This is a genomic window from Hymenobacter lapidarius (assembly GCF_001816145.1).
In the GTDB taxonomy this organism is placed as follows: domain Bacteria; phylum Bacteroidota; class Bacteroidia; order Cytophagales; family Hymenobacteraceae; genus Hymenobacter; species Hymenobacter lapidarius.
The window spans coordinates 88,759-111,573 of sequence record NZ_MDZB01000153.1; the positions used below are offsets into that span (position 1 = coordinate 88,759).

The window sequence follows — 22,815 nt, forward strand, 5'->3', positions numbered from 1 at the left end:
CGTCCCCTTGCGTGCTTCATGACTTGCCCTCTTGAAATCGTCCCCTATCGCTTCACTTATTCATCCTAATCATGGCTGACCCACAGAACACCATCATTCTCTCCATTAAGTTATCCGAAGGGGATACCGAGGAGAAACTGCAGCAAGTCGTACTGGCCATCGAGGCGACAAAGAAGGCCCAGGCGACCCTCACCTCTGAGCGAAAAGCGGGCACGTTAGCCGATGCTGATTTTGCCAAGCAAACAGTGGAGCTGGCCAACAAGCTAACGCTCCAGCGCGCGCAGCAGCGCGACCTCACGAAGGACCTGACCCTGTACCGCACAGCCGTCAATGGCGTGGAAGGCTCGTATCAGTCTGCCCAAGCAGCACTCAGCCTGGCACAGCGCCAGTACCAGGTGCTGGCTGGCTCTGCTGATAACAGTACCGAGTCGACCCAAGCCCTTTCGGAAGTCATCGATGGCCTACGCAACACCCTGAAAAAAACCGATGCCGACCAATCGCTCTTCATCCGCCAGGTGGGTGGGTACCCGGGGGCCTTCGACGAGGCCAGCACGGCGGTGAAAGCTTACGCCAATAATCTCATCGGGCTTAAGCAGCAGCTCGAAGACCTGACCGCGTCCCGCGCCACGGCCGACGTGGGCACGGCCCAATTCGAGGAGCTAAACCGGGCCATCCTCGACACCCGCACGGCCATTCAGCAAGCCGAGGGCAAGATTGATGAGTTTGGCGACCGGGTGCAGAAAAACAGCCGCAAAGAGGACATTGACACGCTAGGCGATGCCTTTGGAGGAGTCACGGCTGCAATTCAACTGAGCTCGTTGGCCATGGACGACCAGGAGGATGCAGCACAGGTAACGGCGAAGGCCACCCAGTTTCTGGCCAACGCCGAAGCGGTGCGCACGCTGCAAATTGGATTGGCCAACGCCCAGGATGCCGTGGCCATCGGGCTGCAGAAGGTTCGGAACCTGCTCTTCACGGAGCAGGCCACGGTCACCGCGGCTGCTTCGGCGGCCACCGTCACCCAGACCGGCGCCACCGTCGTTCAGACCACGGCCACTGGGGGCGCCACCATTGCCCAGCGGGCCTTGAACCTAGCCATGACTCTGAATCCCATCGGCCTCGTGGTGGTGGCTGTGGGCGCACTCGTTGGCGCATACTTCGCGTGGCGCGGGGCGAGTGATGCCACCCAAAAAAAGGTTAAGGACATCACCGAAACCGTACTGCGGTTTGGTACGCCCATTGGCCTCATCATCACCGGCTTTGAAAAGCTAAGCGAAAAGAGCGAAACGGTGCGCCGCGTGCTGGGTTCGCTGGGTGAGGCGTTTGATTTTGTCGCTGGTAAAGTCGCCACCGTGGGGCGGGAAGCGGGCGAGGCCATTGGCTTGCTCGACACCGCCGCCGAAAAAGCGGCGAAGGCGTCGGCCAATGCAGTAGAGAATTCTGAGAAGGAAATCATTTCTTATCAGTTGCGGGCGCGGGAAGTTGAAAAGGCAGGTGCTGCCATTGAGCAGTACCGTTCTACCGAGCGAGAGGGATTTGCCAAGAATCTGGAGGCCTTGCGCATTGATAATGCAGCGCAAAACGCAAGCCGCGCTGAGGCGTTGGTTACAATCGATGCGAAGAAAGCAGCCAATGAAAAGCTCAGTAAGTCCGAGCAGAAGTTTTTTGACGAGCGCCGGGAACGGGAGCAGAAAATCGCAGCTGCGCAGCTGGCGCTCTCCGATTTTGAGCAGGCCACCCAGGACCAAGTCGAAGCCCGGCAAAAGGCCAGCGCCGCCGCTCGGAAAAAGGAGTTGGATGACGCAGCAACAGCGGGAGAGCGGGCCAAGAAACTAGCCGAGCAGAACCTAAAAGACGAATTTGCCAGCCGCGCCAAGGTGCTGGAGAACCGTCAGCAGCAAATTACTCGCGCGCTGGAGCTGACGAAAGAAGGCAGTGCGGAAGAGTTGCGGCTGTTGCGGGAGCAGGCGAGGAACGCCACGGCTATCCAGCTCGCCACCAATTCGGGGGCACAGGTTGGCTTGGCCAAAAAAGAAGCAGCAGCACTGGTAGCAGCTCGCAAAGAAATCTTAGCCAACGGCCAAGCCACCGAACTCAAAGCCGTTAGTGCATTTGCCCAGCGCCGCGCCGTGGCTGCCTTTCAAGCCAGCCTCGACAACCTGAGCACCGAGCTGGCCGGCGTACAGGCAGGAAGTAATGAAGAGGTGCGCATCAAGCAGGAATCGATTCGTCAGCAGCTGGCCTTAGACCTAGCTGGCACTGATGAACGCAAAGACTTGAAAGGGCGGGAAGCGCAGGAAAACCGCCTGCGTGCCGAAGCCACACAGAAACTGGCCGACCTGGAATACCAGCAGAGCCTGCGCAACTTGGAAAACTACTTTGCCGACGTAGCGCAGCGCCTTGAAGCGGACCACGCCAATGGCCGGTTGTCGGATAAGAAGTACCAAGATGCACTCTTAGCGAACCAGCAAACCCGCGTGGAAGCGGCGAAGGTTCTGAATCAAGACTACAACCGCAGCACAGCGGAATTGAACCGAGAAGGGGCCGCGCTCGATGCACAGGCCACAGCGAACTACAAGAGCGAAATTCAAGAACGGATTGCCGCTGGTCAGCAGTTTGGGGCACAGACCGGCCAACTCTTTGCTGACCTGCTGACGGAGCAAGGTGCCACGCTGGAGAGTTTTGTGGGCAATGTGCTCATCTTGCTGCTGGATGTGCTGGAGAAACAGATGCTGGCCACCGTGGCGTCCTCGGTGTTCACGGCCACCGCGGGCAGCGTGGCGTCCCCGCAATCTATTTTAACTGGCGGGGTGGCGGGTTTCGCGCAAGCAGCGCTGCTGACGGCCGCCATTACTGCTGCCTTCGCCGTGGGGAAAGGCGTCATTAAAGCCACGATTGCCGCCCCACCTAAATCGCAGTTTGCCCAAGGCACCGTATTGGGAGGTGCTTCTCACGCCGAAGGGGGAACGCAACTTTATGGCCGGAACGGGCACTGGTTTGGCGAGGCCGAAGCGGGCGAGGCCGTGATTAACAAGCGCAGCACCGCCCTATTTTTGCCCTTGCTCAGCCAGATAAACCAGGCGGGTGGGGGTCGGGCGTTATTCCCTTACAGCGTAGGGACGGCACGCATGGCGATAGGTGGCATGACCGCACCTTTGATGCGCGACTCTTTGGGAGGGGTACCCGTTATAGACTATGCTCGCTTAGCCCAGGCAGTGGGGCAAGAAATGAGCAAGGTAAAAATCTACACCAAGACGCAGGAAACAATAGCGTCCATGGACAAAATCAAGTACACTCAGTCGCTGGCTAATAGCTAAATCGGCTGGACCTGACCACTCCTGTAGACCACGAATTGGGCGCTGTCGAGTACGAGGGCGCCCAATTTGTTTTTGGCCCGGAAGGCATGGGTAAGGCGGGTGCCGATGCGCGTGGTGTCGGTGATGGCTTCTAACTTAATAGCCATGTTGCCCACTTGAGCACGGCGCTCAGCATCTTCCGTCTCTTTGAGCACATCGTACTCGCTGCTCAGCAGTTCGGCTGCAGCTGCAGCTGAATCCTTCCGCGTGTAAGGTACTGGCTGCCCCCACCGCACCGCTTCGTAACTGGCCGGGTCGTTGGCATGCTGCTTTAGGTAAGAGGCCACGGCGGCATGGGTGGGTTCAGATTCGGAGTTGGTACAAGCGGAAATACAGAGTAACGATGGCAGCAGCAGTTTCTTCATGGCACCAAGGTACAAGTGTCGGCTGTCATACTTTCATACCATGGTCCAGCGATAGAAAGGATTGCTGTTAAGCCTAGGACCGAAAACGGTGGGCGCGTTTGTAGGCTAGGCAGGAAGCGCGCGAGTACACGCAGCGGCGGCCAAGTTTCGAGAACTGAAGCAGGGTGCCGGGGCGCTGGCGCTCATTGATGAGCGTGGTGCAGGACTTGATGCCGGTGAGTTTAAGCGCGGTTTTGGTATCCACGTCCTCATTAAGTGAGTTCAGTAAATCTGTGCAAAGTGTGCGCAGGGAGGCGACCTCATCAACCAATTTTTGATGTTCGGCAGCGGTAACAACTTCAATAATAGCAGGCATACTCACTTCTTACGATAAGCATGGCGCATCAGATAGGCATCTACTGCCGACTGCTTGACGCGGGCGCCACGAGCAAAGCCGGTGTCACCCGAGGCAATTTTGGGCAGCACTGCGGCACGCTCAGGCCGGTCGAGGGTACCAGCACGGAATGGCTTGCCGTACGCGAGTTGGGCCATGTACTTGTCCGTGAGCTTGGCGTAGGCGGCCGCTTCGGGAATCGTCAGCCACGGGTCGGGTGCCGGCAGCGTGGCCAGGTATTCGGTTTTCCAGCGTTCCAGGTGGGGAGCAATCAGCGCGGCCAGGAGTTCGTTGGGCAAGGTGAAGGTGGCATCCATTGGTAAGGGAGTTGTAAGCGTAAACCAAAACCCGAGCAATCTATTTGCGGACGGTAAGCAGGAGAATGTTGCAACCATAACCACCTGATAACTAGCTTACGGTTGACCTAGGGTTTTTCGCCGGCCAAGTGGTATGTGTAACCCATTACGCATCGGATAGGACTGAAAAAATGCTTCTAGTGTCTCCACCGGCTGCTATGTGTAACCCATTACGCATTGCGGCTTCTACCCCACCCCGTTATGCCCTACGCCATTTTCCTTGTCAAGAAGCTCACCACTCCGGGCATGGTCACTAACGCCACCCAGCACAATTTCCGGCTGGAGGAAACGCCGAATGCCGACCCGGCCCGCATGGGGCTCAACCAGGAGTACGTGAACCACGAGCACCGCCCGTACCTGGAGCTGGCCAACGAACGCTTGGCGGAGCTCGAGCTGGTACCGCGCCGGCGGGACGCGGTGCGCCTGGTCGAGTTGGTGCTGACAGCCAGTGCCGACGGCTTTGCCCGCGGTGCCGATGGGCGGGTGCCTGACATGCGCGACTCGGCGTGGGTAGCGGATAATTTGAAGTTCGTGCGCAAGCAGTTCGGGGAGGAGAACGTGGTCGGCGTCATGCTGCACCAGGACGAAATCACGCCGCACCTTCACGTGCTCGTCGTGCCCCTAACGCCCGACGGCCGGCTTAGTTGCCGGGACGTATTCAGCCCGGCCCGCCTGCACCAGCTGCAAACCGACTACGCGAAAGCGATGGCGCCCCACGGGCTGGAGCGGGGCATCAAGTACAGCACGGCCAATCACGAGGACGTGCGCCGCTACCACGGGGCCCAGCTGATGAGCAAGGAGCAACTGGCGGAGCTGGCCCGCCCTCTGGATGCCGCGCCGCATCGGTTGCCGGCGAAGCATGAGAAAATGACAGATGAGCAGTACCGCCAGGAATCACAGTCCGGCTTCCGCTTCGCCTTCACCGTGCTGCTGGACAAAGCCAACGAGAAGATTGAGCAGCTGGCCACCGTGGCAACGGCCAATGCCCACGAGCGGGAGCGGGCCCGGGTGCTGGAGAAGCGCCTGGCCAGCAGCCAGAACCTGGTGGTGGAGACCCGTGCGGAGCTGACCACCGCAACCAGCAAGCTGACCGCGCAGTTGCAGCAGGCGCAACAGGAACTCGCCACCCGAACCGTGGAGCTGGCGGACCAAAAAGACCGCGCTGATAAGAATGACCTGCGGTGCATGCGTTTAATCATGAAGCATGTGCAAGGGGAACCGTTGACGGAAAAATCAACGGCCTGGGCACAGGGCCGGCGCCAGAAGGACCACCGCAACATCGAAGGCTTATTGGCCAAGCAGCTGCGGTTACCTCTGCAGCAGGTGACGGACATTGCCCCCGCGTTCCTGGCCCATAACTACGTGCTAGAGGTCATCACTCCAGAGAAGTTTACCCTGACGCACACCAAACTTGGGATGCGCTACAGCAGTGACGAACTGCACCCCAACGGGCGGGACTGCATGGAGCAGTTCCGGGAGGCAGTGGGGAAAACGAAAGGCCGGGAGCAAAGTGGGCCGGCCCTGTCTGATGGTGGGATAGAGATGTAGTGCCGTAAGCACTTGCTGGAGCGAGCTGCCGCGGAAATGACAGTAACGCCGCTACAAGCACCATCTCGTTAATTTTGTCAGCCAAAATTTTCTTACCCGTTGACGCGATGCACCAAGCTTTACCGATGCTCCTTAGCCGTTTTTTTCTTGCCTGCTTGACCGTACTGCTCCCGTTGGCGTATGCACAGGCCCAACCGGTGCCTCCCCCGCTCACCCAGTGGGACCGCACGCTGGGGGGTACGGAAAACGACTACCTCAAGGCGGTGGTGCCAACCACCGACGGGGGCTACTTTCTGGCCGGCTACTCCAATTCGCCGGTGAGCGCGTTTAAAAGCGAGCCCCGCCGCGGCGTTGACGATTACTGGGTGGTGAAGGTGAATGCGCAAGGCATCCGCCAGTGGGACCGCACCTTCGGTGGCGCCAGCGGCAGCCTCAACTACCTTCAGGACGCCCAGCAAACGGCTGACGGCGGCTACATCTTGGGCGGCTATTCCGATTCCGGCGTGGGCGGCGAGCGCACAGCGTCCAGCCGCGGCAACTACGATTACTGGATTATCAAGCTCGATGCCCAGGGCGTGAAGCAGTGGGACCGGGCTTACGGAGGCACTGGACCTGACTACTTCGCGAGCCTGCACCAAACCGCGGACGGGGGCTACATCCTGGGCGGCTATTCCAGCTCACCCGCGGGCGGCGAAAAAACGCAGCCGCGCCTCGGGGTATCGGACTATTGGGTAGTGAAAGTGGACGGGCAAGCGTCCGGCAATGGGACCGCACCTTCGGCAGCTTTTCGGTCGGCCCCTTTAACAACGGGGCCAGCCAGTTGCAGCGGGTGCGCCAGACCGCGGATGGGGGCTACATCCTGGGCGGATTCATCGGCAGCAGCGCGGGCGGCGACCTCACCGGGTCCATCCGCGGCAACGCTGATTTTTGGCTCGTCAAGCTCACGGCGCAAGGCGCGAAGCAGTGGGACCGCACCATCGGCGGGCCGGGCACGGACCTGCTGTTCGGCCTGTTCCAGACGCCCGACGGGGGCTACGCCGTGGGGGGCACCTCCGATTCGGGGGTGGGGGACGACAAGAGCGAGCCGAGTCGTGGCACCGGCGATTACTGGCTGGTCAAAACGGATGCGCAAGGCGTCCGGCAGTGGGACCGCACCTTCGGCGGGTCGGCCTACGACAACCTGAGCGACGTGTGCCCCGGGGCCGACGGGGGCTACGTGCTGAGCGGTACGACGGCCTCGGGCCCGTCCGCGGACAAAACCGAGCCGGGCCGCGGCGGGGCCGACGCGTGGCTGGTCAAGGTCGACGACCAGGGCGCGAAGCAATGGGACCGCACCCTTGGCGGTCCGGAAGCGGACGTCGTGGACCGGCTGCACCCCACGACCGACGGCGGCTACATCCTGGCCTGCAGTTCGGCATCAGGCGTTTCGGCCGACAAATCCGAGCCGAATCTAGGCGCAACCCAGCGGCTCGACATGTGGCCGGTCAAGCTGGCCCCGCCCGCGGTGCGCATCGCCGGGCCCACGGTGTTATGTCCAGGCAATCCAGCGCAGCTCGTGGCCACAGCCACGGCTACCGTAGTGGCGTACCGCTGGAATACGGGTGCCACGACGCCAACGCTTGCCATCACCCTCCCCGGTACCTACACCGTCACGGCCACGTTTGCGGGCGGCTTCACCAGCACCGCAGCGCAGGTCGTGGCCCCGTTCACGGCGGTGGCCACCATCGGGGGTGATTCGCTCCTGTGCCCGGGGCGTAGTGTGGTGCTGACCGCCCAGGCCAATGGCGCCACGGGGCTGCTATGGAGTACCGGCGCGACCACGCCCAGCGTGACGCTCAGCCAGCCCGGCACGTATTTGGTGGTGGCGACCTACCCAGGAGGATGCACGGCCCGGGCCCAGCTGCGGATCCGGGCCGTGCCCGCGGTGCCTGCGTTTTCGCTGGGCCGCGACACCACCGTGTGCGAAGGCAGCGCCCTGGTGCTGGCGGCACCCGCGGGCCTGGCACCCGGCGTGGCGTACCGATGGTCGACTGGTGCCACGACGCCCACGGTGCGGGTCACGCAAGCAGGCACATACAGCGTGCAGCTCGTCACCGCCTGCGACGTGCTCACAGCGAGCCGAACCGTTTTGCATCGGCCCTGCGTGACCATCCCTACCATCATCACACCCAATGGCGACCGGCTCAACGAGCAGTTCGTCATCCTGGGGCTGAACGGCAATTGGGCGTTGCAGCTGTACAACCGGTGGGGCCAACGTGTTTATTCCACTGACGCTTACCGGAACGAATGGGGCCCGAGCGCTGCACCAGGCGCGTACTATTACCTTCTGACCCAATCAGGCAAAGACTTGGTGTACAAGGGGTGGGTAGAGGTTGTACGGTAGTATCGGGCACCCCCACGGGCAATCCCACGGCTGGGGAGATGCCGTGGAGTGCCGGCACCATAAACGAACGGATACCAGCGACCTAAAAAGCCCCAGCAGTAATGGTGGAGTTTTTCCGTAGGGCCAACCAGTGCAAGGCGCTGCGCAGCCGCAGCCAGCCCCACCAACGGACGGCGTCTGTTTAGCCAGTATCAAGTAGCCTACGTCGTAGCAGAACCGCCCGTACGTGCTATTCCCGCTTCCAGTTCAGGTTGAAGTCCTCTTTGCTGCAGTAAGCGTGCAGCCGCGACACCGGATTGACCATCACCACTTCGGCCGGTCTGTCCTCGCTTTCTTCCATGGTGCGCAGTTCCAATTCGTAGGCCTGGCCGTGGCGAAAGCCCGCGAAGCCGTCCATACCACGGAAGGTGTATTTCTTTTCCTGAAAGTCCATGGCTCAAATTTAACGAGGCCGCGCGCCGTCGAACGCCCACACCGGCCGTCGGCTCAAAGAAAAGATGCCCCAGGCTAACTGGACGGCCGAGCAGACAGGACCGGGGCAGAGCCACTACGCAATTCGGCAGCGCGGCGGGGAGTTGAGTGGACCCATCGCGGAATGCTTTTGCGCTACGCAAATGGTAGCTTTGCCTTCCCCCCCTCCCCTTTTTTATGTCTTGGTCTTACTCGCGTAACAACCCGTCGTGTGGCGTTGCCGCCGCCGGCGCGCTGCTGCTGCTTGCTTTAGGATTTTTTGCTCCGAAGGCATCCGCCCAGACCTTTGGGCCGCCCACCGTGTATCCCTTGGGAACGAACCCGCAGGGCATTGCCCTCGCCGACGTGGATGGCGACGCGCGGTTGGACCTGGTGGTGACCATCACGGCGTCTGGTTCGGTCAGCGTCCTGCTGAACCGACCCGCCGCGCCGGGGGCGTTCGCGCCGGCGGTGACCTATCCCAGCGTGGCGGGGTTTCCCGTGCGGCTGGCCGTGACGGACGTCAACGGCGACGGACGGCCCGACATCCTGCTGGCCATGCAGCAAGGCGGGGGCGTGGGCGTCATGCTGAACTCCCCCGCGGCGCCGGGCACGTTTCTGCCCCTGACTACTTACCTCACCCAGGGGGACCCCCGGTCACTCGCCGTCGGCGACGTCAACGGCGACGGCCGGCCGGACGTCGTGGCCCTCAACCTCACCGACGGCACCGTGGGCGTGCTGTTCAACTCCCTCGCCATCCCGGGCACCTTCTCTACCCCGCCCGCGGTGTACGCTACGGGCGGGACCAGCGCGCAAGGCATTGCGTTGGGCGACGTCAACCGCGACGGACGCCTGGACCTGGTCGTGGGGGGAGGGGGCACCGGCCGCGTGGGCGTGTTGCTCAACCAGGCCGCCCGCCCCGGCACTTTTGCCCCAGTCGTCACGTACGACAGCGGCGGGTCGTATCCGCAGGATGTCGCGGTGGGCGACGTGAACGGCGACGGCCGCCCGGACATCGTCGTGGCGACCGGCAACAACGCGAGCGTGGGCGTGCTGCTCAACTCCGCGACCGCCCCCGGGACCTTCCCGGCCGCGGCGACGACGTATGCCACAGGGAACGACGGCGCGTTTAGCGTGGTCTTAGGGGACGTCAACGGGGACCGCCGGCTCGACATTGTGACGGGCAATTACCAAACCTTCCCAGCCCACGCGAGCGTCGGCGTGTTCTTGAATTCCGCGACGGCTCCGGGTACGTTCCCCGCCGTCGCCGCGGCCTTCAACAGCGGGGGAGAGAGCACGCACGACGTGGCGGTGGGCGACGTGGATGGCGACGGGCGACCCGACATCGCCGCTGTCAACTACGCGACGTCCACGGCCGCTATCCTTCGCAACACGGGCACCTTCTTAGCTACGAAACCCGCACCTTGGGCCGTCGACGTGAGTTTGTACCCCAACCCCACCCACGAAGGCTTCACGTTGGAGCTGCCGCGAATAGTCGGCGTCTCCCACCTGCAAGCGGAGTTGCTCAACGCTTTGGGCCAAGTAGTTCGCCGGCAACACGCCCTGCTACGCAGCGAGGGCACGCGTCTGCTGGTGGCAACGAATGACTTAGTGGCGGGTGTGTACACGCTCCGTCTACATGCGGACAACGCTGTGCTGACGCGGCGCGTTGTGCTTCAATAGAATATCCATCGACGCTTCGGTGATGGGTTTTACGCCGTGTTGCCCATCCAGTCCGGCAGCTTGACGAACATGGCGTAGTGTTCCAGCCGGTCGTCCTCGCTGCCGGCTTCGAAGGCGAACACGTGCGTGATTTCTCTGCGGTTCACATCGTAGTTCACCTCGGCAAAGAACCCGCCCGGCAGTTGGTGCAGCTGCACGGCCTGGTGCACGTCGCCCCAACGGCGGGCAAGGTAGGTGCCTTCCCGCAGCAGGTAGGCCAGCTGCACTTCATCGGAAAGCAGGCTGAAGTCGTGGAAGGTCACAGCAGTAATGTAGAGAGCGGGCATGAAAAAGCCCCATTGGGTAAATGGGGCTTTTTTAGTACCAGGTTAAACTAACCGAGCCAGCAATTCCATATGATGTTGCATAGATGCCTGTTTGGGCGAACCCAAACCGGGGTAATGACTTGCTGTGTCCCACTTCTGAAACATGGCAATGCCGCTTGATAATGGCATTGCTGCTACAGAAGGAGAACTCACTAGAGTGTTACATGCTTGTGCAAACTTAGGAGCTGGTGCTCCTTGTATACCCGCGTTCACAGTGGAAGAAAAATGGTGCATTACGAGCCCCGTAGCGTGGGCTCCTGCGAGATGTAAGGTAACGACCTTCGGCTGGCCACCACCTTCACTGAAATGGTCGCCGTTGATGAGGTAGTCCCCCATTCCTACGAGCCCATCCGCTCGCCAAGTGCCAACATTTGACTCAAAATTGCTTAGCGCTGGATATTCCGAATTGCGTTCTTGCTTCTCGAAACCGTCAACGAGCATCACATGTCCACTGTGCCAGCTTAACGTCGGCCGCAAGCGCCGAGACTTTGTCTCATCAAAAATCAGGTATTTGGGAGGATTAGCCCTCAGCACAGCATCGATGGCTGTCATGTTGACTGGCAAGGGAATGTGCCGAAAAATCACTGCCTTTTCGTTTGCAGGATTAGAAGCCAAAAACGCTTGCAACTGGGCAGGGCTAGCGTGTTGGTCCACGATGTATCCCAGATGCAATCCACTGTGGACTGCCAAGCGCCAGTAAGCAACGATTGTACTGTGCTTATCTGAATACGCCCGCTTCCCCTGGGGTGAAACGGATTCACGATGAGGATGAATGGCCGCCCATCTTGGGCCATCCGTGTGAAAAAACGCGCCGAAGCGGAAGCGACGTGCTCAACGATAGGCAGCATCGTGGTGTAGGTAGCCATGGGGACACCCACCAAGGCAAGCATTTCAAATTGCTTGCCTCGTACATACGGAAAATACATGCGGTAGCGGAAAGGTTGGTGATGGTTATGCAGGCAGTCCCAATCGTTCTCGTGCGGTAGCACAATAGCGTTTGGATAACTCGCGTCCAAAGAACAACATTTTCAAGGAGCTATCGCAATCAGATATTAAATTAAATTGATGCGTATTCGGGCGACGTGACTTCAACGCCTGTGCGAAGACAATATGCGCGCATTCATTGTCCAATCCCAAATACCATTCGTGGCAAAATGTGTAAACCAAAGCCGTGCCCATTAAAGGCATTTTGCCCACCCACTTTTCATATGCAGCTACCAATTCAGTTTGTCTCAAGGTTAGCACTGCTTTGCTTGGGTCAAAAAGCTGAGTGGTTGAAACAGCGGGGCGGATGGTTTCGATTTTGGCGTTATTGTCCAAAACAATGATGCCCACGGTTTCGTCGACTTTCTGCTTGATGGCGTCAACTCCTCCCGGATGGGTTACAATGTTTAGGCAATCGTATAAGGATTGATAAGAGCCCAACTGTCCAGCCAAGCGGTCAAAATTATCCAGTTCCGTTTTTATTTCATAAGCGACTGTTTGGCCATTGATGATTACGATGTCGGCTATTGACCGGTCAGAAGCGACTTCCCGAAGCAGCGTGGCAGAGTTATCACCGTGGTAACGCAGCAGGATTTGGTTAGCGATTTCGTTTTTGTAAACGTATTCACATCGATAATTCTTTCGCAGGTATTGGTAAGCGATGCTCAAACCCTGTACCAAGTCCCACTGCTCAGTGGTCGGGTAAAGGCCACAATGATATAGCAGGGACCGAATGCTTTCTTCGTGGACACTATCATCCAGGCGCTTCGTTAAAGAAGCCCCAAATACCTGCGATAAGGCATAGTTATAACAGGGGTCAACTATAGAACGATTAAGCTGCATTGGTGTCGCAAATTGCGATGTGGAGACATGAATGCAACAAAAGGAAACCAGTTTGGCTTCCTCGATTTACAAAGAATTACGCAAAATTACTGCCGATTGCGCTACTCCCAGCACTGCTTGCCAAAGAACTTCCCTCGGTAAGCATGTGTGGCCTGCGCTACAAAATTGGCCTTGATTTGAACAGGTCGAGGGCCATGCTAACAAGGTAGGCAATGGGCACGAAAAGCCCCGCCGATGAATCGAGGCTTTGTTGAGTAAAAAGTAAGCGACCGTTAAAACGTCACGCACTCAATAATGCAGATTAGAGCAACGACGGTAAACACCAATCTACGACCAGGAATATTACCCGGCAGCGTCCACTGACGTAGCAACGGTATGAACCCAATGGTATACTCCATCACCAAGTAAATGACACTGAACACAAGCCCCAACGAAGCGGCTACCGACACCCAGTGTTGCAAGTTATTCATGGTTAAATAACAGAATTTAGTGGCCTTTTCGTTCGGTTGGGCAGACTATTGCCTGGTCGGTGCTGGCCTCTCTGGGCCGTTATCCGCCGCTGGAGAGCTGCCTCCGGTAGGCGACTGGGAAAGAGAAGCCGTAGCTGCTCTTTTCCCTGCAGCAGAGATGGCGCCGGTGACTGAAGTATCAACAGCTGCGACGGGCATTGTTTCAGAAACCTGCTCGGTTGCCCTCGGCTCGACGGGGGCCTGGCCAGCGACTATACGCAGCATGTCCAGTCCCTGTTTGGCTTCCATGGCGCCTAATGTACGAGCCAGAACCGCTCGCATGTTTTCCTGTCGGTTGTGCTCCTTATAGGCCTCGAGCATGATGGGGAAAATTCCCTCCGTACCAATGTCTATTTTCAGTGCGTCTGCCTTAACGTGGCCCCCAAAGAGCGCAACCGTTAACGTAGAAGCCAGAAAGGTTGTCACCATTCGGTTCTTACCAATGAACTCGAGTACCCCCGGCGACTGGATGTTCTGGCGAACGTCGATTTCGCCGCAGGCTGCGTCAATGTTGGCATCCTCGCAGAATTGCTCGCACAGGGCAAACAATGCGCCTCCCATGGCAAAGTAATCGCGGCCATCGATGCCGTCCGGTGTGGTGATATCGAGTCGAACATGCGTTTGCCCGTCTTTAGTATAAATAGAGTGCATCTCCCGGTCCAGGTAACTGGCGTGAGGGTTCAGCGTCGACATTGCTTGCGGAGCGCGGAAGGCTTCGTACAAATTAGAGTCGAGGCTGCGAGATGGCTTTCTAGCTACCCACTCGACACGTCGGCGCTTGCGGTAGATGGTCTTATCGTCGGTGGTGGTGGTGTCCACCTCAAATGCTTCGTCACCCGTTACGATGCCGAAGGCGTATTCATTGGAACCAGCTGAAGGCATCACGACTACGTCCCCCTCTTGCATGTCCGTGTAAAACCGGGTGAAAAGTCCTAGCACCCGGCCGAGTTTGTTCTTGTCGAATTCGGGGTACCGATTGATGATGGCTCCCAAAATTCCTCCCTCCGTCTTGTCACGTTGCACCAGAGCACGCTTGATTTGCGCATAGGTGACCAGATTGTAACCAATGCCCACACTCCCGGAATCTAGGAAGTCCTGAAAGAATGCCCCTCCATTAGTTCGAATAAACCAGTATTGGCGAGTCGCATCGAGTACAGGGATACGCGCGACGATTTGCTCTAGCGCATCGAGTAACTGTTGGTTCATTCAGGCTGGCGGAAGAAGTTGGAAAAGTTTTGCGACTGGTAGGCCGTTTACTAGGGATTTACGCTAATCTTAATGACCCGCGCTTACTAGACCGGGGGCAAAAACGGGGGCAAACAATATAAAAACCCTCACTGCGCCGGGCAATGAGGGTTTTCGTGAGGCGTATTGGGCTCGAACCAACGACCTCCACCGTGTCAGGGTGGCGCTCTGAACCAACTGAGCTAACACCCCGGAATGCCTGCGCACTGCGTGGCGGCACGCCCAAAGGTAGCACGCAGCGGCGGCAGATGCACGGGCAGCGGCGGCTTTTTTTGGCCTTCGTCCGGGCCCTGCGGCAACCTTATGCTCCCGGTAAAGTATAGTGGCAAACGGGAATAGTAATCTTACCCCGCCTTAGGCTTCATTTTCCTCATCTTCTTTCTCCCATGAAAAAGACTCTTCTCTTTCTATTATTGGCTGTGGGTTCTTCCACGGCAGCTTTTTCCCAGGCCCGCCCGGGCGGTAGCCAATCGTCGGTGGACTACACCGGCGGCGGCGTCACCGAATCGCGCAACACCGGCTTCGGCATTAAAGGCGGCTACAACTTCAACACCTTGCGCGGCGACGATATTTCGGGCATTGAGCGCCAGTCGCGCAGCGACTTGCACGGCGGGTTCTACGGCCAGTTTGGACTCAACGAGTTTTCGTCGGTGCAGGCCGAACTGCTGTACTCCCGCCAGGGCTTCGAAGCCAACACCGGCGTCGGCGCCGGAGCCTCGGCCCGCCAGCGCTACCGCATGGATTACTTTATGCTGCCCGTGATGTACGTGGGCAACTTCACCGAAAACCTCAGCTTCCACGTGGGCCCGCAGGTGTCGCTGCTCACCAACATTCGCCGCGACGAAAAGACGCTGGATATTTCCGCCAACGGCTTCAATTCGCTTGATTATGGTGCCGTGGGTGGTCTGGAAGCCCGCGTGGGTCCCGCCCGCCTGGGCGCCCGCTACAACCTGAGCCTGGGCAAGCTATTTGAAGACGGCAACAGCCAGACCGGCATCATCAACCCGTCTTTCTCGAACAGCAAGTTATACAACAGCCTCGTGCAGGTGTATGTGGGCATCGGCTTTACCCAATAGGTCAGGCTGCCTGGTTTATTTCCCAAAAAAGGAGGCTCAATCAGCCTCCTTTTTTTATGGGCATGCCGCACCCCGGCCTGGCGGGCGGCCCGCGGTGGCGGTGTTGTTTATAAAACCTTCTGGCGGCCGGGCAATTATTGGGGAAAGGACCACCCAGGGCCGGCGGCTTATGCCCAGGACGGTAATTTATCGTCGAAAGCATATGGCATCGGGTTTCGGTAATACCATCCGGCCCCTTGCTGCTTGTTGGAATTGAAGCCCTGGGGTTTCCTTTTTTGCTGCTTTCCGTGCCCTTCTTACATTCCATTGCCCATGCTCACGCCCGCCCAAATCGCAGTCATATTCCAGGGCAATGAGCAAGTGGTGGTCCGGGGCCTGGCGGTGCTGGCGGCCTGGGCCCTGCTCAACCTGGTGGTGGGCGGGTACCTGCTGGCTCGTGCCGACCGCCGCTACGAATCGTATTATTTCCAGGCCATGAACGTAGGCTGGGGTTTGGTAAACACGGCCCTGGCGGGCTGGAGCATCCTGCAACTGCGGTTTTCAGTGCCCGCGGGCGTGAGCGTGGCCGACCTGTTTCGGGAGCAGCTGCTCAACGAAAACCTGTTTTTGCTGAATGCCGGGCTCGATGTGGCCTACATCATGACGGGCTTTTACCTGCGCGCCCTGGGAGCACATCCCGGCCGGGAAAGGCCCGAAAGAATGCTCGGGTTTGGCCGTTCACTGTGGGTGCAGGGCGGTTTTTTGCTGGTTTTCGATGCCATGATGTGGGCATTGCTTCATTGGCAGGGTCAGGCGTGGGTGCAGCAGTTAACGTGAAATAATCAAATTGCGCCTTGTCGTCCCACAATGGGACAACTGGCCCATTATGAGAAAACTGCCAGTTTGTTCGCTTGGCAAATCCATCCATAAGTCGTGGAAATTGCAGAGTTCAACCTAAAACTTATAACGGTGCTGCCGAAGTGCGGAATTTTGAGCCATCCTTTTAGCCTAGCCGGGCAATCAGGTGACTGCTACAATTTCCGACTGCTTTTTCGCTCATGCGTCAGTTCCTCGCCGCCCTCGCCACCTTCTGCACCTTGCTCACCAGCAGCTTTGCGCTGCAAGCCAAACCGCTGGACCGCACCGAAACCGTTGCCCTGACTTCGCCGGCTGGCGGCGTGCGGCTCAGCGGGCTGCTCCGGATGCCCAGCGGCCCCGGCCCTTTCCCCGCCGTGGTGCTGCTGCCCGAGCGTGGCTCCGATGCCGACAACCCGCGCTCGGCAGATAACCAGCTGCTCAATACCCTCGCCGACTACCTCGTGAGCCAGGGCATGGCCGTGCTGCGCCTGCAGGAGCGCGGCCAGGGCGGGTCGGAAGGCTCATTCAGCACCACTACGCTGAGCGAGCGTTCGGCTGATGCCATTGCGGCCCTGAACTACCTGCGCACCCGGCCGCAGCTCGATGTGACCCGCCTGGGCCTCATCGGTCACGGCGAAGGAGCCAATGTGGCCCTGCTGGCCGGCGCGCAGCCGCTGGCCCCCACGTTTATTGTGGCCTTGGCGGCGGCGGGCCTGCCCGGCCGCGAGGTGCTGGCCACCCAGCCCGTGATGTACGGCAAGTTTCTGGGCAACGACTCAACCGACATGCAGCGCCAGCGCCAGTACCGGCGCGACCTGGCCGCGGCCGAACAGGAAGCTGCGAAAATGCGCGCCAACGGCTCCAACGCCGCACAGGTGCAAACCTACCTCGACCAGCAGCGCATGCGGCAGAAAATGGCCATTCGCCGCGACGAAGCCAGCCTCATCAAACACCAGCGCGCCATGCTGGAGATTGTGCGCCAAACGCCCGACAATGCCCAGGCCCAGGCCATTCTAACCAATATGCTGCGCCAGCGCTACCCCGGCATCGCGCCGGCCGATGTGCAAGCCAGCGTGCAGCTGCTCACCACGCCCGCCTACCGCAGCTACCTCACCTTTGACCCACAGGCCAGCCTGGCCGGGGTGCGCTGCCCGGTGCTGCTGCTGCAAGGCGACGACGACACCGTGGTAAACCCGCTGGTGAACGCCTCGCTCCTGAAAAAGGGACTGCACGGCAACCCCCGCGTGGCCGAGAAGAACTACCCAGGCCTCAACCACGCCCTGCAGCTTACCAGTGCCATTGCGGCGGGCATGTCGCCCGCCCCCGTTTCGATTGATGCGCCAGCTGATATCCGCACCTGGATTCTGGGCCAGAAGTAGGAAGTAGTAGTTCAACAGTAACCGGACTGCTCATTGCCAGAGCATTTTGTCTGCTAACCAGTTGCTATTCAAACACAAAGCCCCGGCTCTATGCAGAGTCGGGGCTTTGTGTTTGAATAGCAGCCAGCACATTGCTGCGCTGGCACTGGCAGGCTAGCTATTACCGCCGTGCTGGGGCTCGAGCATTTCTTCCACAATCTTCTTGTTGAAGGCAGGGATGTCCTGGGGATTGCGGCTGGTGATGAGGCCGTGGTCGCACACCACTTCGGCATCTTCCCAGTGGGCGCCGGCGTTGCGCAGGTCGGTTTGCAGGCTGGGCCAGCTGGTCACGCGTTTGCCGCGCACGGCATCGGCTTCGATGAGCAGCCAGGGGCCGTGGCAGATGGCGGCCACCACCTTGCTGGAACCGGCAAATTCGCGGATGAAGGCCACCACGTCTTTATCCATGCGCAGGATGTCGGGGTTCATCTGGCCACCGGGCAGCACCAGGGCATCGTAGTCGGCGGGCTTGGCGTCGCCAATGACCTTATCGACGTCTACTTTGCTGCCCCAGTCTTTAACGGGACCGTCCCAGCCCTTAATGGAGCCGCTTTTGAGGGAGATGACGTGGGTTTCGGCGCCCTCGCCTTCCAGGTATTTTTTGGGTTCGTCGAGTTCGGATTGCTCAAATCCGTCGGTGGCGATGATGGCAATTTTCTTGCCTTTGAGTTTGTCGCTGCTGAAGATGCTCATAGGTAGGGTAGCGGTAATGGAAAGGCCGGAGATATGCCCGGGCCTATTGCTTTACGCCCCGCAGCTCCTTTGGTTCGCCCGGCACCGGAGGGTGATTAGGGTGAAATCAGGACAAATGATGCCAGTCCCGGACGTTTCCGTTGCGTGAAACAGTGCCATCGCGCGCCCCGCACATTGCTCTCCTACCGGTGTTTGCATGCCGCCGATAACTGCCGGGGCACGCGAGGCGGAACCGCCCGGCCCAAGCTTGTATTTTTTTCCTTTGAAATAGAACCCAGCCCGTGCACTGTATTCATTTTTTGGGGTATCTTACTGCCTATGATACGCTGCTGGATGGTTCTGCTTGGTTGCCGCCGTTTTCTACTCGCCTTGGCTTTGGCACTGGTGGCCCCACTGGCGGCCTCGGCCACGCACATTGTGGGTGGCGAACTGGATTTGCAGCACAAATCAGGCACAACCTACACGCTCAGCCTCAACCTGTATTTCGACGCTATTAACGGCGCCCCCGGGGCCCTGGACCCGCAGCTCACGGCCAGCATTTTTTCGAAGGCCACCAACGAGCGCATCACCAACGTGGTGCTGACGCTGACCTCTAAGACCTTTGTGAACTACACCAGCCCGGCTTGCGCCGTGGGCTCGCTCAGCACGCGCAAGCTGGTATACACCCGCGACCTTACCCTCGCCCCCGCCCTCTACAGCAACCCCGCGGGCTATTACGTGGCCGTGGAGCGCTGCTGCCGCAACGTCACCATCAGCAACATTGTGAACCCCGGCGGGGCCGCCCAGGCGTTCTACCTGGAGTTTCCGGCGGTGGTGCGCAACGGGGCCGCGTTTATTGACTCCACGCCGCGCATCTTCCCGCCGCTGGGCGACTACGCCTGCCGGGGCGAACTGTTTTACTACGATTTCGGGGGGCAGGACCCCGACCAGGATTCCCTGGCCTACGACATGGTGACGCCCCTCAACGGCTTCACCACATCGGTCCTGCCGTCGGTGGCGCAGGCAGGCAGCGCGCCCTACCCCCTCATTCAGTGGAGCGCGGGCCGGAGCATCACCAACCAGATTCCCGGCAGCCCCGCCCTGGGCATCGACGCCCGCACCGGCCGCCTCACGGTGCGTCCGGCCAGCCTGGGATTGTACGTATTTGGCGTGCGCTGCTCGGAGTACCGGCGGGGCGTGAAAATCGGCGAGACGCGGCGCGATTTCCAGCTGTTTGTCCTGAACTGCCCCACCAACGCCACGCCGCGCCTGCAGGTGCGGGCCACGGGCAGCCCGGCCCTGTACCGGCCCGGCCGCGACACCCTGCGCCTGGTGCCGGGCGGCAACCGCTGCCTCACCATCCGCTACACCGACCCCGACCCCAACTCCGTGCTGACGCTGAGCAGCCGCCCGGTTAACTTCACCGGGCCCACGCCGCTCTTTACCACCAGCCGCACCGGCACCGTGCGCGCGCCCGGCGCCCCCGACACCCTCACCACCACCCTGTGCTTCCCCGACTGCATCGACACCCAGGGCAAGGTGTACCTGCTCGACCTGATTGTGGCCGATAATGGCTGCAGCCTGCCCCGGCGCGACACCTTGCGCGTGGCGTTCACGGCCACGCTGGCGCCCAATGCCGCGCCCCGGCTCACCAGCACGTTCCCACCCGAGCCGGCCCTGCCCCTGCCCAACGCGCCGCCGGCCGTGGTGCGCGTGGCGCTGGGCAGCCGCTACACCGCCACCCTGCTCGGCACCGATGCCGACCGCAACGCCCTGACTCTGACCGCCACCGGCGATGGCTTCGACCTGGCGGCGCGGGGCATGCGCTTCACCGCTCAAAACGGCCCCGGCGAGGCCACCGGCCTTTTCACCTGGGAGCCCAACTGCGATGCCGGCCGCAGCACCGTCACCTCCCTCACCGTGCGCTTCCGGCTGACCGAAACCGGCCCCTGCGTGCCCATCCCCAGGGAGCGGGTGGTGCGCTTTGAATTAGTGCCCGAAAAAGATTCCGCCGCCTTCCGCCCGCCCAACATCATCACGCCCAACGGCGACACCAAAAACGACTTCCTCAGCATGCCCGACCTGCCGGCCGATTTCTGCGGCCGCAGCTTCGCCGGCATCACAATCTACTCGCGCTGGGGGCAGGTGGTGTACCAGTCGCCCGACCGCAACTTCCGTTGGGGCGGCGCGGGCATGGCCGGCAATTACTTCTACCTCGTGAGCTACACCGACGGCCGCAGGTTCAAGGGCTGGGTGGAGGTGAAGCCGTAAAGCAGAAGGACAGAATCAGCCGGGCAGATGTGGGGTGCGGCATTGTGCGGGTTGGCGGTGGCGCCGGGCTACTTTTGCTCACCTTAACTGCAACACCTCCTATTTTCCCGCCGTCTGTTTTTTTCTATGATTCGAATTTTTCTTGCCTTCCTGTTTGCCGGTGCCCTGTGCCCGGCCGCGGCCCAAACGCTTTACATGCCCCGCGACATTCAGCGGGCCTACGACCGAGGCACCCGCAGCCCCGATGGCCGCCCCAGCCCCAAATACTGGCAAAATCGCGCCCGCTACGACATCACCATGCAGGCCGCGCCGCCGGCCCGCGACATTCGGGGCCGCGAAACCATCACCTACTTCAACAACAGCCCCGACACGCTGCGGCAGGTGGTGATGCGCCTCACGATGAACATCCACCAGCCCGGCGCGGCCCGCGACAGCGACGCCAACCCCGATTACCTCACCTCCGGCCTCGTCATCGACACTTTTAAGGTGAATGGCCAGGGCCGGCCGGCACCTTTTGCTGACGGCGGCACTGCCCGCAGCCTGCCCCTGGGCAAGCCGCTCGCGCCCCGCGATTCCATTAAATTCACCATTGCCTGGCACTTTCCGCTTTCCCTTGAGAGCGGCCGCGAGGGCGTTATCGACCCCAATACCTTTTTCCTGGCCTATTTCTATCCCCGCGTGGCCGTGTACGACGACTACGCCGGCTGGGACCGGCTGCCGTTTGTGGACAGCAAAGAGTTCTACAACGATTTCAACGACTACAGCTTGCGCGTGCAGGTGCCCGCCAACTACATCGTGTGGGCCACCGGCACCCTCCAAAACCCCGACCAGGTGCTGCAAAAGGCCGCCGCCAAGCGCCTCAAACAGTCCTTCACCAGCGACAAAGTCATTCACGTGGCCACCGCCGCCGACCTGGCCAAGAAGTCCATCACCGCCCAAAACCCCACCAACACCTGGGTCTGGACCGCCACCGACATTTCCGACGTGACCGTGGGCCTGAGCAGCGGCTACGTCTGGGACGCGGCCAGCGTGGTGGTGGACGCCCGCACCAAGCGCCGCGCCAGCATGCAGGCCGCTTTTGCCGACTCCACGGCCAATTTCCACCAGTCGGTGAAGTTTGGGCAATACGCGCTGGGCTGGTTTTCGGACCCCAAAAACTGGCCCGGCGTGGCGTATCCGTTCCCCAAAATGACGGCTTTCCAGGGCTTTGCCGACATGGAATACCCCATGATGCTGAACGATAGCCCCCAGGAGGACCCCAAATTCGGCCAGTTTGTGCAGGACCACGAAATCGTGCATACCTACTTCCCTTTCTACATGGGCATCAATGAAAGCCGCTTCGCTTACATGGACGAAGGCTGGGCCACCACGTTTGAGCGGCTCATCAACACCAGCCAGAACGGCGCGGCTTATGCCGACGAGTTTTACAAGAAATTCCGCGTCAGCCGCTGGATAAACGACCGCAACTCGGCCCAGGACCTGCCTATCATCACGCCCAGCAGCGAACTGCGCGCCGGCTACGGCAACAACGCATACGGCAAGCCCTCGCTCAGCTATTTCGCCCTGAAAGACATGCTTGGCGATGTGCTGTTCAAGAAATGCCTGCACGCTTTCATGGCCGACTGGCACGGCAAGCACCCCATTCCGTGGGATTATTTCAACTCGTTCAGCACCACCTCGGGCCAGAATCTGAACTGGTTTTTCCAGAACTGGTTTTTCACCAATAGCTACATTGACCTGGCCGTGACGGCCAGCGGCAGCACCGTTACGGTGCAAAACGTGGGCGGCTTCGCCATTCCCTTCGATGTGGCCGTGGCCTACACCGACGGCACCACGGCCACCCTGCACCAGTCGCCCGCCATCTGGCAGGTCAACCAGCAGCAGGCGACCATCACCGTGCCCAAAACGGTGAAGTCCGTGACCTTGCAGCAAGGCGTTTTTCTGGATGCCAACGAGAAGGACAACGCGTGGACGCAGCGCTAGCCGCCCCCCGAAGCTCGTCAGATTAAAACCTCAGCGTTAAAATCCGATTAAAAAAGAAAAGCCGTAAGTTGGCCTGCCCAAAGCTCCTGGGTAGATAC

Annotated in this window: 18 protein-coding genes and 1 tRNA gene; 9 read left to right on the plus strand and 10 right to left on the minus strand. The window is 60.1% G+C overall.

What is annotated here, in order from left to right:
* The first annotated feature begins 71 nt into the window (after positions 1-71).
* Positions 72-3,317 (plus strand): coiled-coil domain-containing protein, encoded by a 3,246-nt coding sequence (locus BEN47_RS17890; protein ID WP_070730364.1) that lies wholly within the window; start codon positions 72-74, stop codon positions 3,315-3,317.
* On the opposite strand, the gene BEN47_RS17895 is transcribed toward BEN47_RS17890, so the two are convergent.
* The 3 genes from BEN47_RS17895 to BEN47_RS17900 all read right to left on the minus strand — a co-directional run bounded on the left by BEN47_RS17895 (position 3,314) and on the right by BEN47_RS17900 (position 4,411).
* Positions 3,314-3,721, minus strand: coding sequence for a hypothetical protein (locus BEN47_RS17895; RefSeq protein ID WP_070730367.1), 408 nt, complete (start codon positions 3,719-3,721; stop codon positions 3,314-3,316). The genes BEN47_RS17890 and BEN47_RS17895 overlap by 4 nt on opposite strands.
* A gap of 73 nt (positions 3,722-3,794) precedes the next feature.
* Positions 3,795-4,076 (minus strand): hypothetical protein, encoded by a 282-nt coding sequence (locus BEN47_RS21150; RefSeq protein ID WP_125921780.1) that lies wholly within the window; start codon positions 4,074-4,076, stop codon positions 3,795-3,797.
* Positions 4,077-4,078: 2 nt separating this feature from the next.
* Positions 4,079-4,411: a hypothetical protein gene (locus tag BEN47_RS17900; RefSeq protein WP_070730368.1), complete on the minus strand. Its 333-nt coding sequence runs from the start codon at positions 4,409-4,411 to the stop codon at positions 4,079-4,081.
* A 240-nt stretch (positions 4,412-4,651) separates the two neighbouring features.
* On the opposite strand from BEN47_RS17900, the gene mobV reads away from it, so the two are divergent.
* Complete coding sequence (mobV, locus tag BEN47_RS17905; protein WP_070730369.1) at positions 4,652-5,998, plus strand: MobV family relaxase; 1,347 nt, start codon at positions 4,652-4,654, stop codon at positions 5,996-5,998.
* 829 nt (positions 5,999-6,827) lie between these two features.
* Positions 6,828-8,381 (plus strand): T9SS type B sorting domain-containing protein, encoded by a 1,554-nt coding sequence (locus tag BEN47_RS17915; protein ID WP_125921782.1) that lies wholly within the window; start codon positions 6,828-6,830, stop codon positions 8,379-8,381.
* Between the two features lie 229 nt (positions 8,382-8,610).
* On the opposite strand, the gene BEN47_RS17920 is transcribed toward BEN47_RS17915, so the two are convergent.
* Positions 8,611-8,814: a hypothetical protein gene (locus BEN47_RS17920; protein ID WP_070730375.1), complete on the minus strand. Its 204-nt coding sequence runs from the start codon at positions 8,812-8,814 to the stop codon at positions 8,611-8,613.
* Positions 8,815-9,029: 215 nt separating this feature from the next.
* Here BEN47_RS17920 and BEN47_RS17925 point away from each other — a divergent pair, with 215 nt between their 5' ends.
* Positions 9,030-10,514, plus strand: a complete 1,485-nt coding sequence (locus tag BEN47_RS17925) for a T9SS type A sorting domain-containing protein (RefSeq protein ID WP_070730377.1) — start codon at positions 9,030-9,032, stop codon at positions 10,512-10,514.
* 29 nt (positions 10,515-10,543) lie between these two features.
* Here BEN47_RS17925 and BEN47_RS17930 read toward each other — a convergent pair whose 3' ends face one another.
* The 5 genes from BEN47_RS17930 to BEN47_RS17955 all read right to left on the minus strand — a co-directional run bounded on the left by BEN47_RS17930 (position 10,544) and on the right by BEN47_RS17955 (position 14,652).
* Positions 10,544-10,840: a hypothetical protein gene (locus BEN47_RS17930; protein WP_070730378.1), complete on the minus strand. Its 297-nt coding sequence runs from the start codon at positions 10,838-10,840 to the stop codon at positions 10,544-10,546.
* Positions 10,841-10,882: 42 nt separating this feature from the next.
* Positions 10,883-11,569, minus strand: a complete 687-nt coding sequence (locus tag BEN47_RS21155) for a sce7725 family protein (protein WP_317039533.1) — start codon at positions 11,567-11,569, stop codon at positions 10,883-10,885.
* A gap of 261 nt (positions 11,570-11,830) precedes the next feature.
* Positions 11,831-12,706 (minus strand): sce7726 family protein, encoded by an 876-nt coding sequence (locus BEN47_RS17940; RefSeq protein ID WP_070730382.1) that lies wholly within the window; start codon positions 12,704-12,706, stop codon positions 11,831-11,833.
* 515 nt (positions 12,707-13,221) lie between these two features.
* Positions 13,222-14,421, minus strand: a complete 1,200-nt coding sequence (locus tag BEN47_RS17950) for a DUF8426 domain-containing protein (RefSeq protein ID WP_070730388.1) — start codon at positions 14,419-14,421, stop codon at positions 13,222-13,224.
* 156 nt (positions 14,422-14,577) lie between these two features.
* Positions 14,578-14,652, minus strand: a tRNA-Val gene (locus BEN47_RS17955).
* Positions 14,653-14,846: 194 nt separating this feature from the next.
* Here BEN47_RS17955 and BEN47_RS17960 point away from each other — a divergent pair.
* The 3 genes from BEN47_RS17960 to BEN47_RS17970 all read left to right on the plus strand — a co-directional run bounded on the left by BEN47_RS17960 (position 14,847) and on the right by BEN47_RS17970 (position 17,752).
* The gene (locus BEN47_RS17960; protein ID WP_083322559.1) at positions 14,847-15,536 is read left to right on the plus strand and encodes a porin family protein; all 690 of its coding nucleotides are present in this window, start codon (positions 14,847-14,849) and stop codon (positions 15,534-15,536) included.
* A 312-nt stretch (positions 15,537-15,848) separates the two neighbouring features.
* Complete coding sequence (locus tag BEN47_RS17965) at positions 15,849-16,352, plus strand: DUF6992 family protein (protein WP_070730391.1); 504 nt, start codon at positions 15,849-15,851, stop codon at positions 16,350-16,352.
* 221 nt (positions 16,353-16,573) lie between these two features.
* Positions 16,574-17,752 carry a serine aminopeptidase domain-containing protein gene (locus BEN47_RS17970; protein WP_070730393.1) on the plus strand — a complete coding sequence of 393 codons (1,179 nt, stop codon included), beginning with the start codon at positions 16,574-16,576 and terminating at the stop codon, positions 17,750-17,752.
* Positions 17,753-17,905: 153 nt separating this feature from the next.
* Here BEN47_RS17970 and BEN47_RS17975 read toward each other — a convergent pair whose 3' ends face one another.
* Complete coding sequence (locus BEN47_RS17975) at positions 17,906-18,484, minus strand: type 1 glutamine amidotransferase domain-containing protein (protein ID WP_070730395.1); 579 nt, start codon at positions 18,482-18,484, stop codon at positions 17,906-17,908.
* Between the two features lie 369 nt (positions 18,485-18,853).
* Here BEN47_RS17975 and BEN47_RS17980 point away from each other — a divergent pair, with 369 nt between their 5' ends.
* A complete protein-coding gene (locus tag BEN47_RS17980) occupies positions 18,854-20,734 on the plus strand; it encodes a T9SS type B sorting domain-containing protein (RefSeq protein WP_070730397.1) in 1,881 nt (626 codons plus the stop codon).
* A 126-nt stretch (positions 20,735-20,860) separates the two neighbouring features.
* A complete protein-coding gene (locus tag BEN47_RS17985; protein ID WP_070730398.1) occupies positions 20,861-22,717 on the plus strand; it encodes a M1 family metallopeptidase in 1,857 nt (618 codons plus the stop codon).
* Positions 22,718-22,815 lie beyond the last annotated feature (98 nt).

What these genes read in the sequence shown, in the direction of transcription:
- BEN47_RS17940 (WP_070730382.1), bottom strand. Translation starts at nt 12,706, where the DNA reads ATGCAGCTTAATCGTTCTATAGTTGACCCCTGTTATAACTATGCCTTA.
- BEN47_RS17950 (WP_070730388.1), bottom strand. Translation starts at nt 14,421, where the DNA reads ATGAACCAACAGTTACTCGATGCGCTAGAGCAAATCGTCGCGCGTATC.
- BEN47_RS21150 (WP_125921780.1), bottom strand. Translation starts at nt 4,076, where the DNA reads ATGCCTGCTATTATTGAAGTTGTTACCGCTGCCGAACATCAAAAATTG.
- BEN47_RS17960 (WP_083322559.1), top strand. Translation starts at nt 14,847, where the DNA reads ATGAAAAAGACTCTTCTCTTTCTATTATTGGCTGTGGGTTCTTCCACG.
- BEN47_RS17895 (WP_070730367.1), bottom strand. Translation starts at nt 3,721, where the DNA reads ATGAAGAAACTGCTGCTGCCATCGTTACTCTGTATTTCCGCTTGTACC.
- BEN47_RS17890 (WP_070730364.1), top strand. Translation starts at nt 72, where the DNA reads ATGGCTGACCCACAGAACACCATCATTCTCTCCATTAAGTTATCCGAA.
- BEN47_RS17965 (WP_070730391.1), top strand. Translation starts at nt 15,849, where the DNA reads ATGCTCACGCCCGCCCAAATCGCAGTCATATTCCAGGGCAATGAGCAA.
- BEN47_RS17900 (WP_070730368.1), bottom strand. Translation starts at nt 4,411, where the DNA reads ATGGATGCCACCTTCACCTTGCCCAACGAACTCCTGGCCGCGCTGATT.
- BEN47_RS17925 (WP_070730377.1), top strand. Translation starts at nt 9,030, where the DNA reads ATGTCTTGGTCTTACTCGCGTAACAACCCGTCGTGTGGCGTTGCCGCC.
- mobV (WP_070730369.1), top strand. Translation starts at nt 4,652, where the DNA reads ATGCCCTACGCCATTTTCCTTGTCAAGAAGCTCACCACTCCGGGCATG.
- BEN47_RS17975 (WP_070730395.1), bottom strand. Translation starts at nt 18,484, where the DNA reads ATGAGCATCTTCAGCAGCGACAAACTCAAAGGCAAGAAAATTGCCATC.
- BEN47_RS17920 (WP_070730375.1), bottom strand. Translation starts at nt 8,814, where the DNA reads ATGGACTTTCAGGAAAAGAAATACACCTTCCGTGGTATGGACGGCTTC.
- BEN47_RS17930 (WP_070730378.1), bottom strand. Translation starts at nt 10,840, where the DNA reads ATGCCCGCTCTCTACATTACTGCTGTGACCTTCCACGACTTCAGCCTG.
- BEN47_RS17970 (WP_070730393.1), top strand. Translation starts at nt 16,574, where the DNA reads ATGCGTCAGTTCCTCGCCGCCCTCGCCACCTTCTGCACCTTGCTCACC.
- BEN47_RS17985 (WP_070730398.1), top strand. Translation starts at nt 20,861, where the DNA reads ATGATTCGAATTTTTCTTGCCTTCCTGTTTGCCGGTGCCCTGTGCCCG.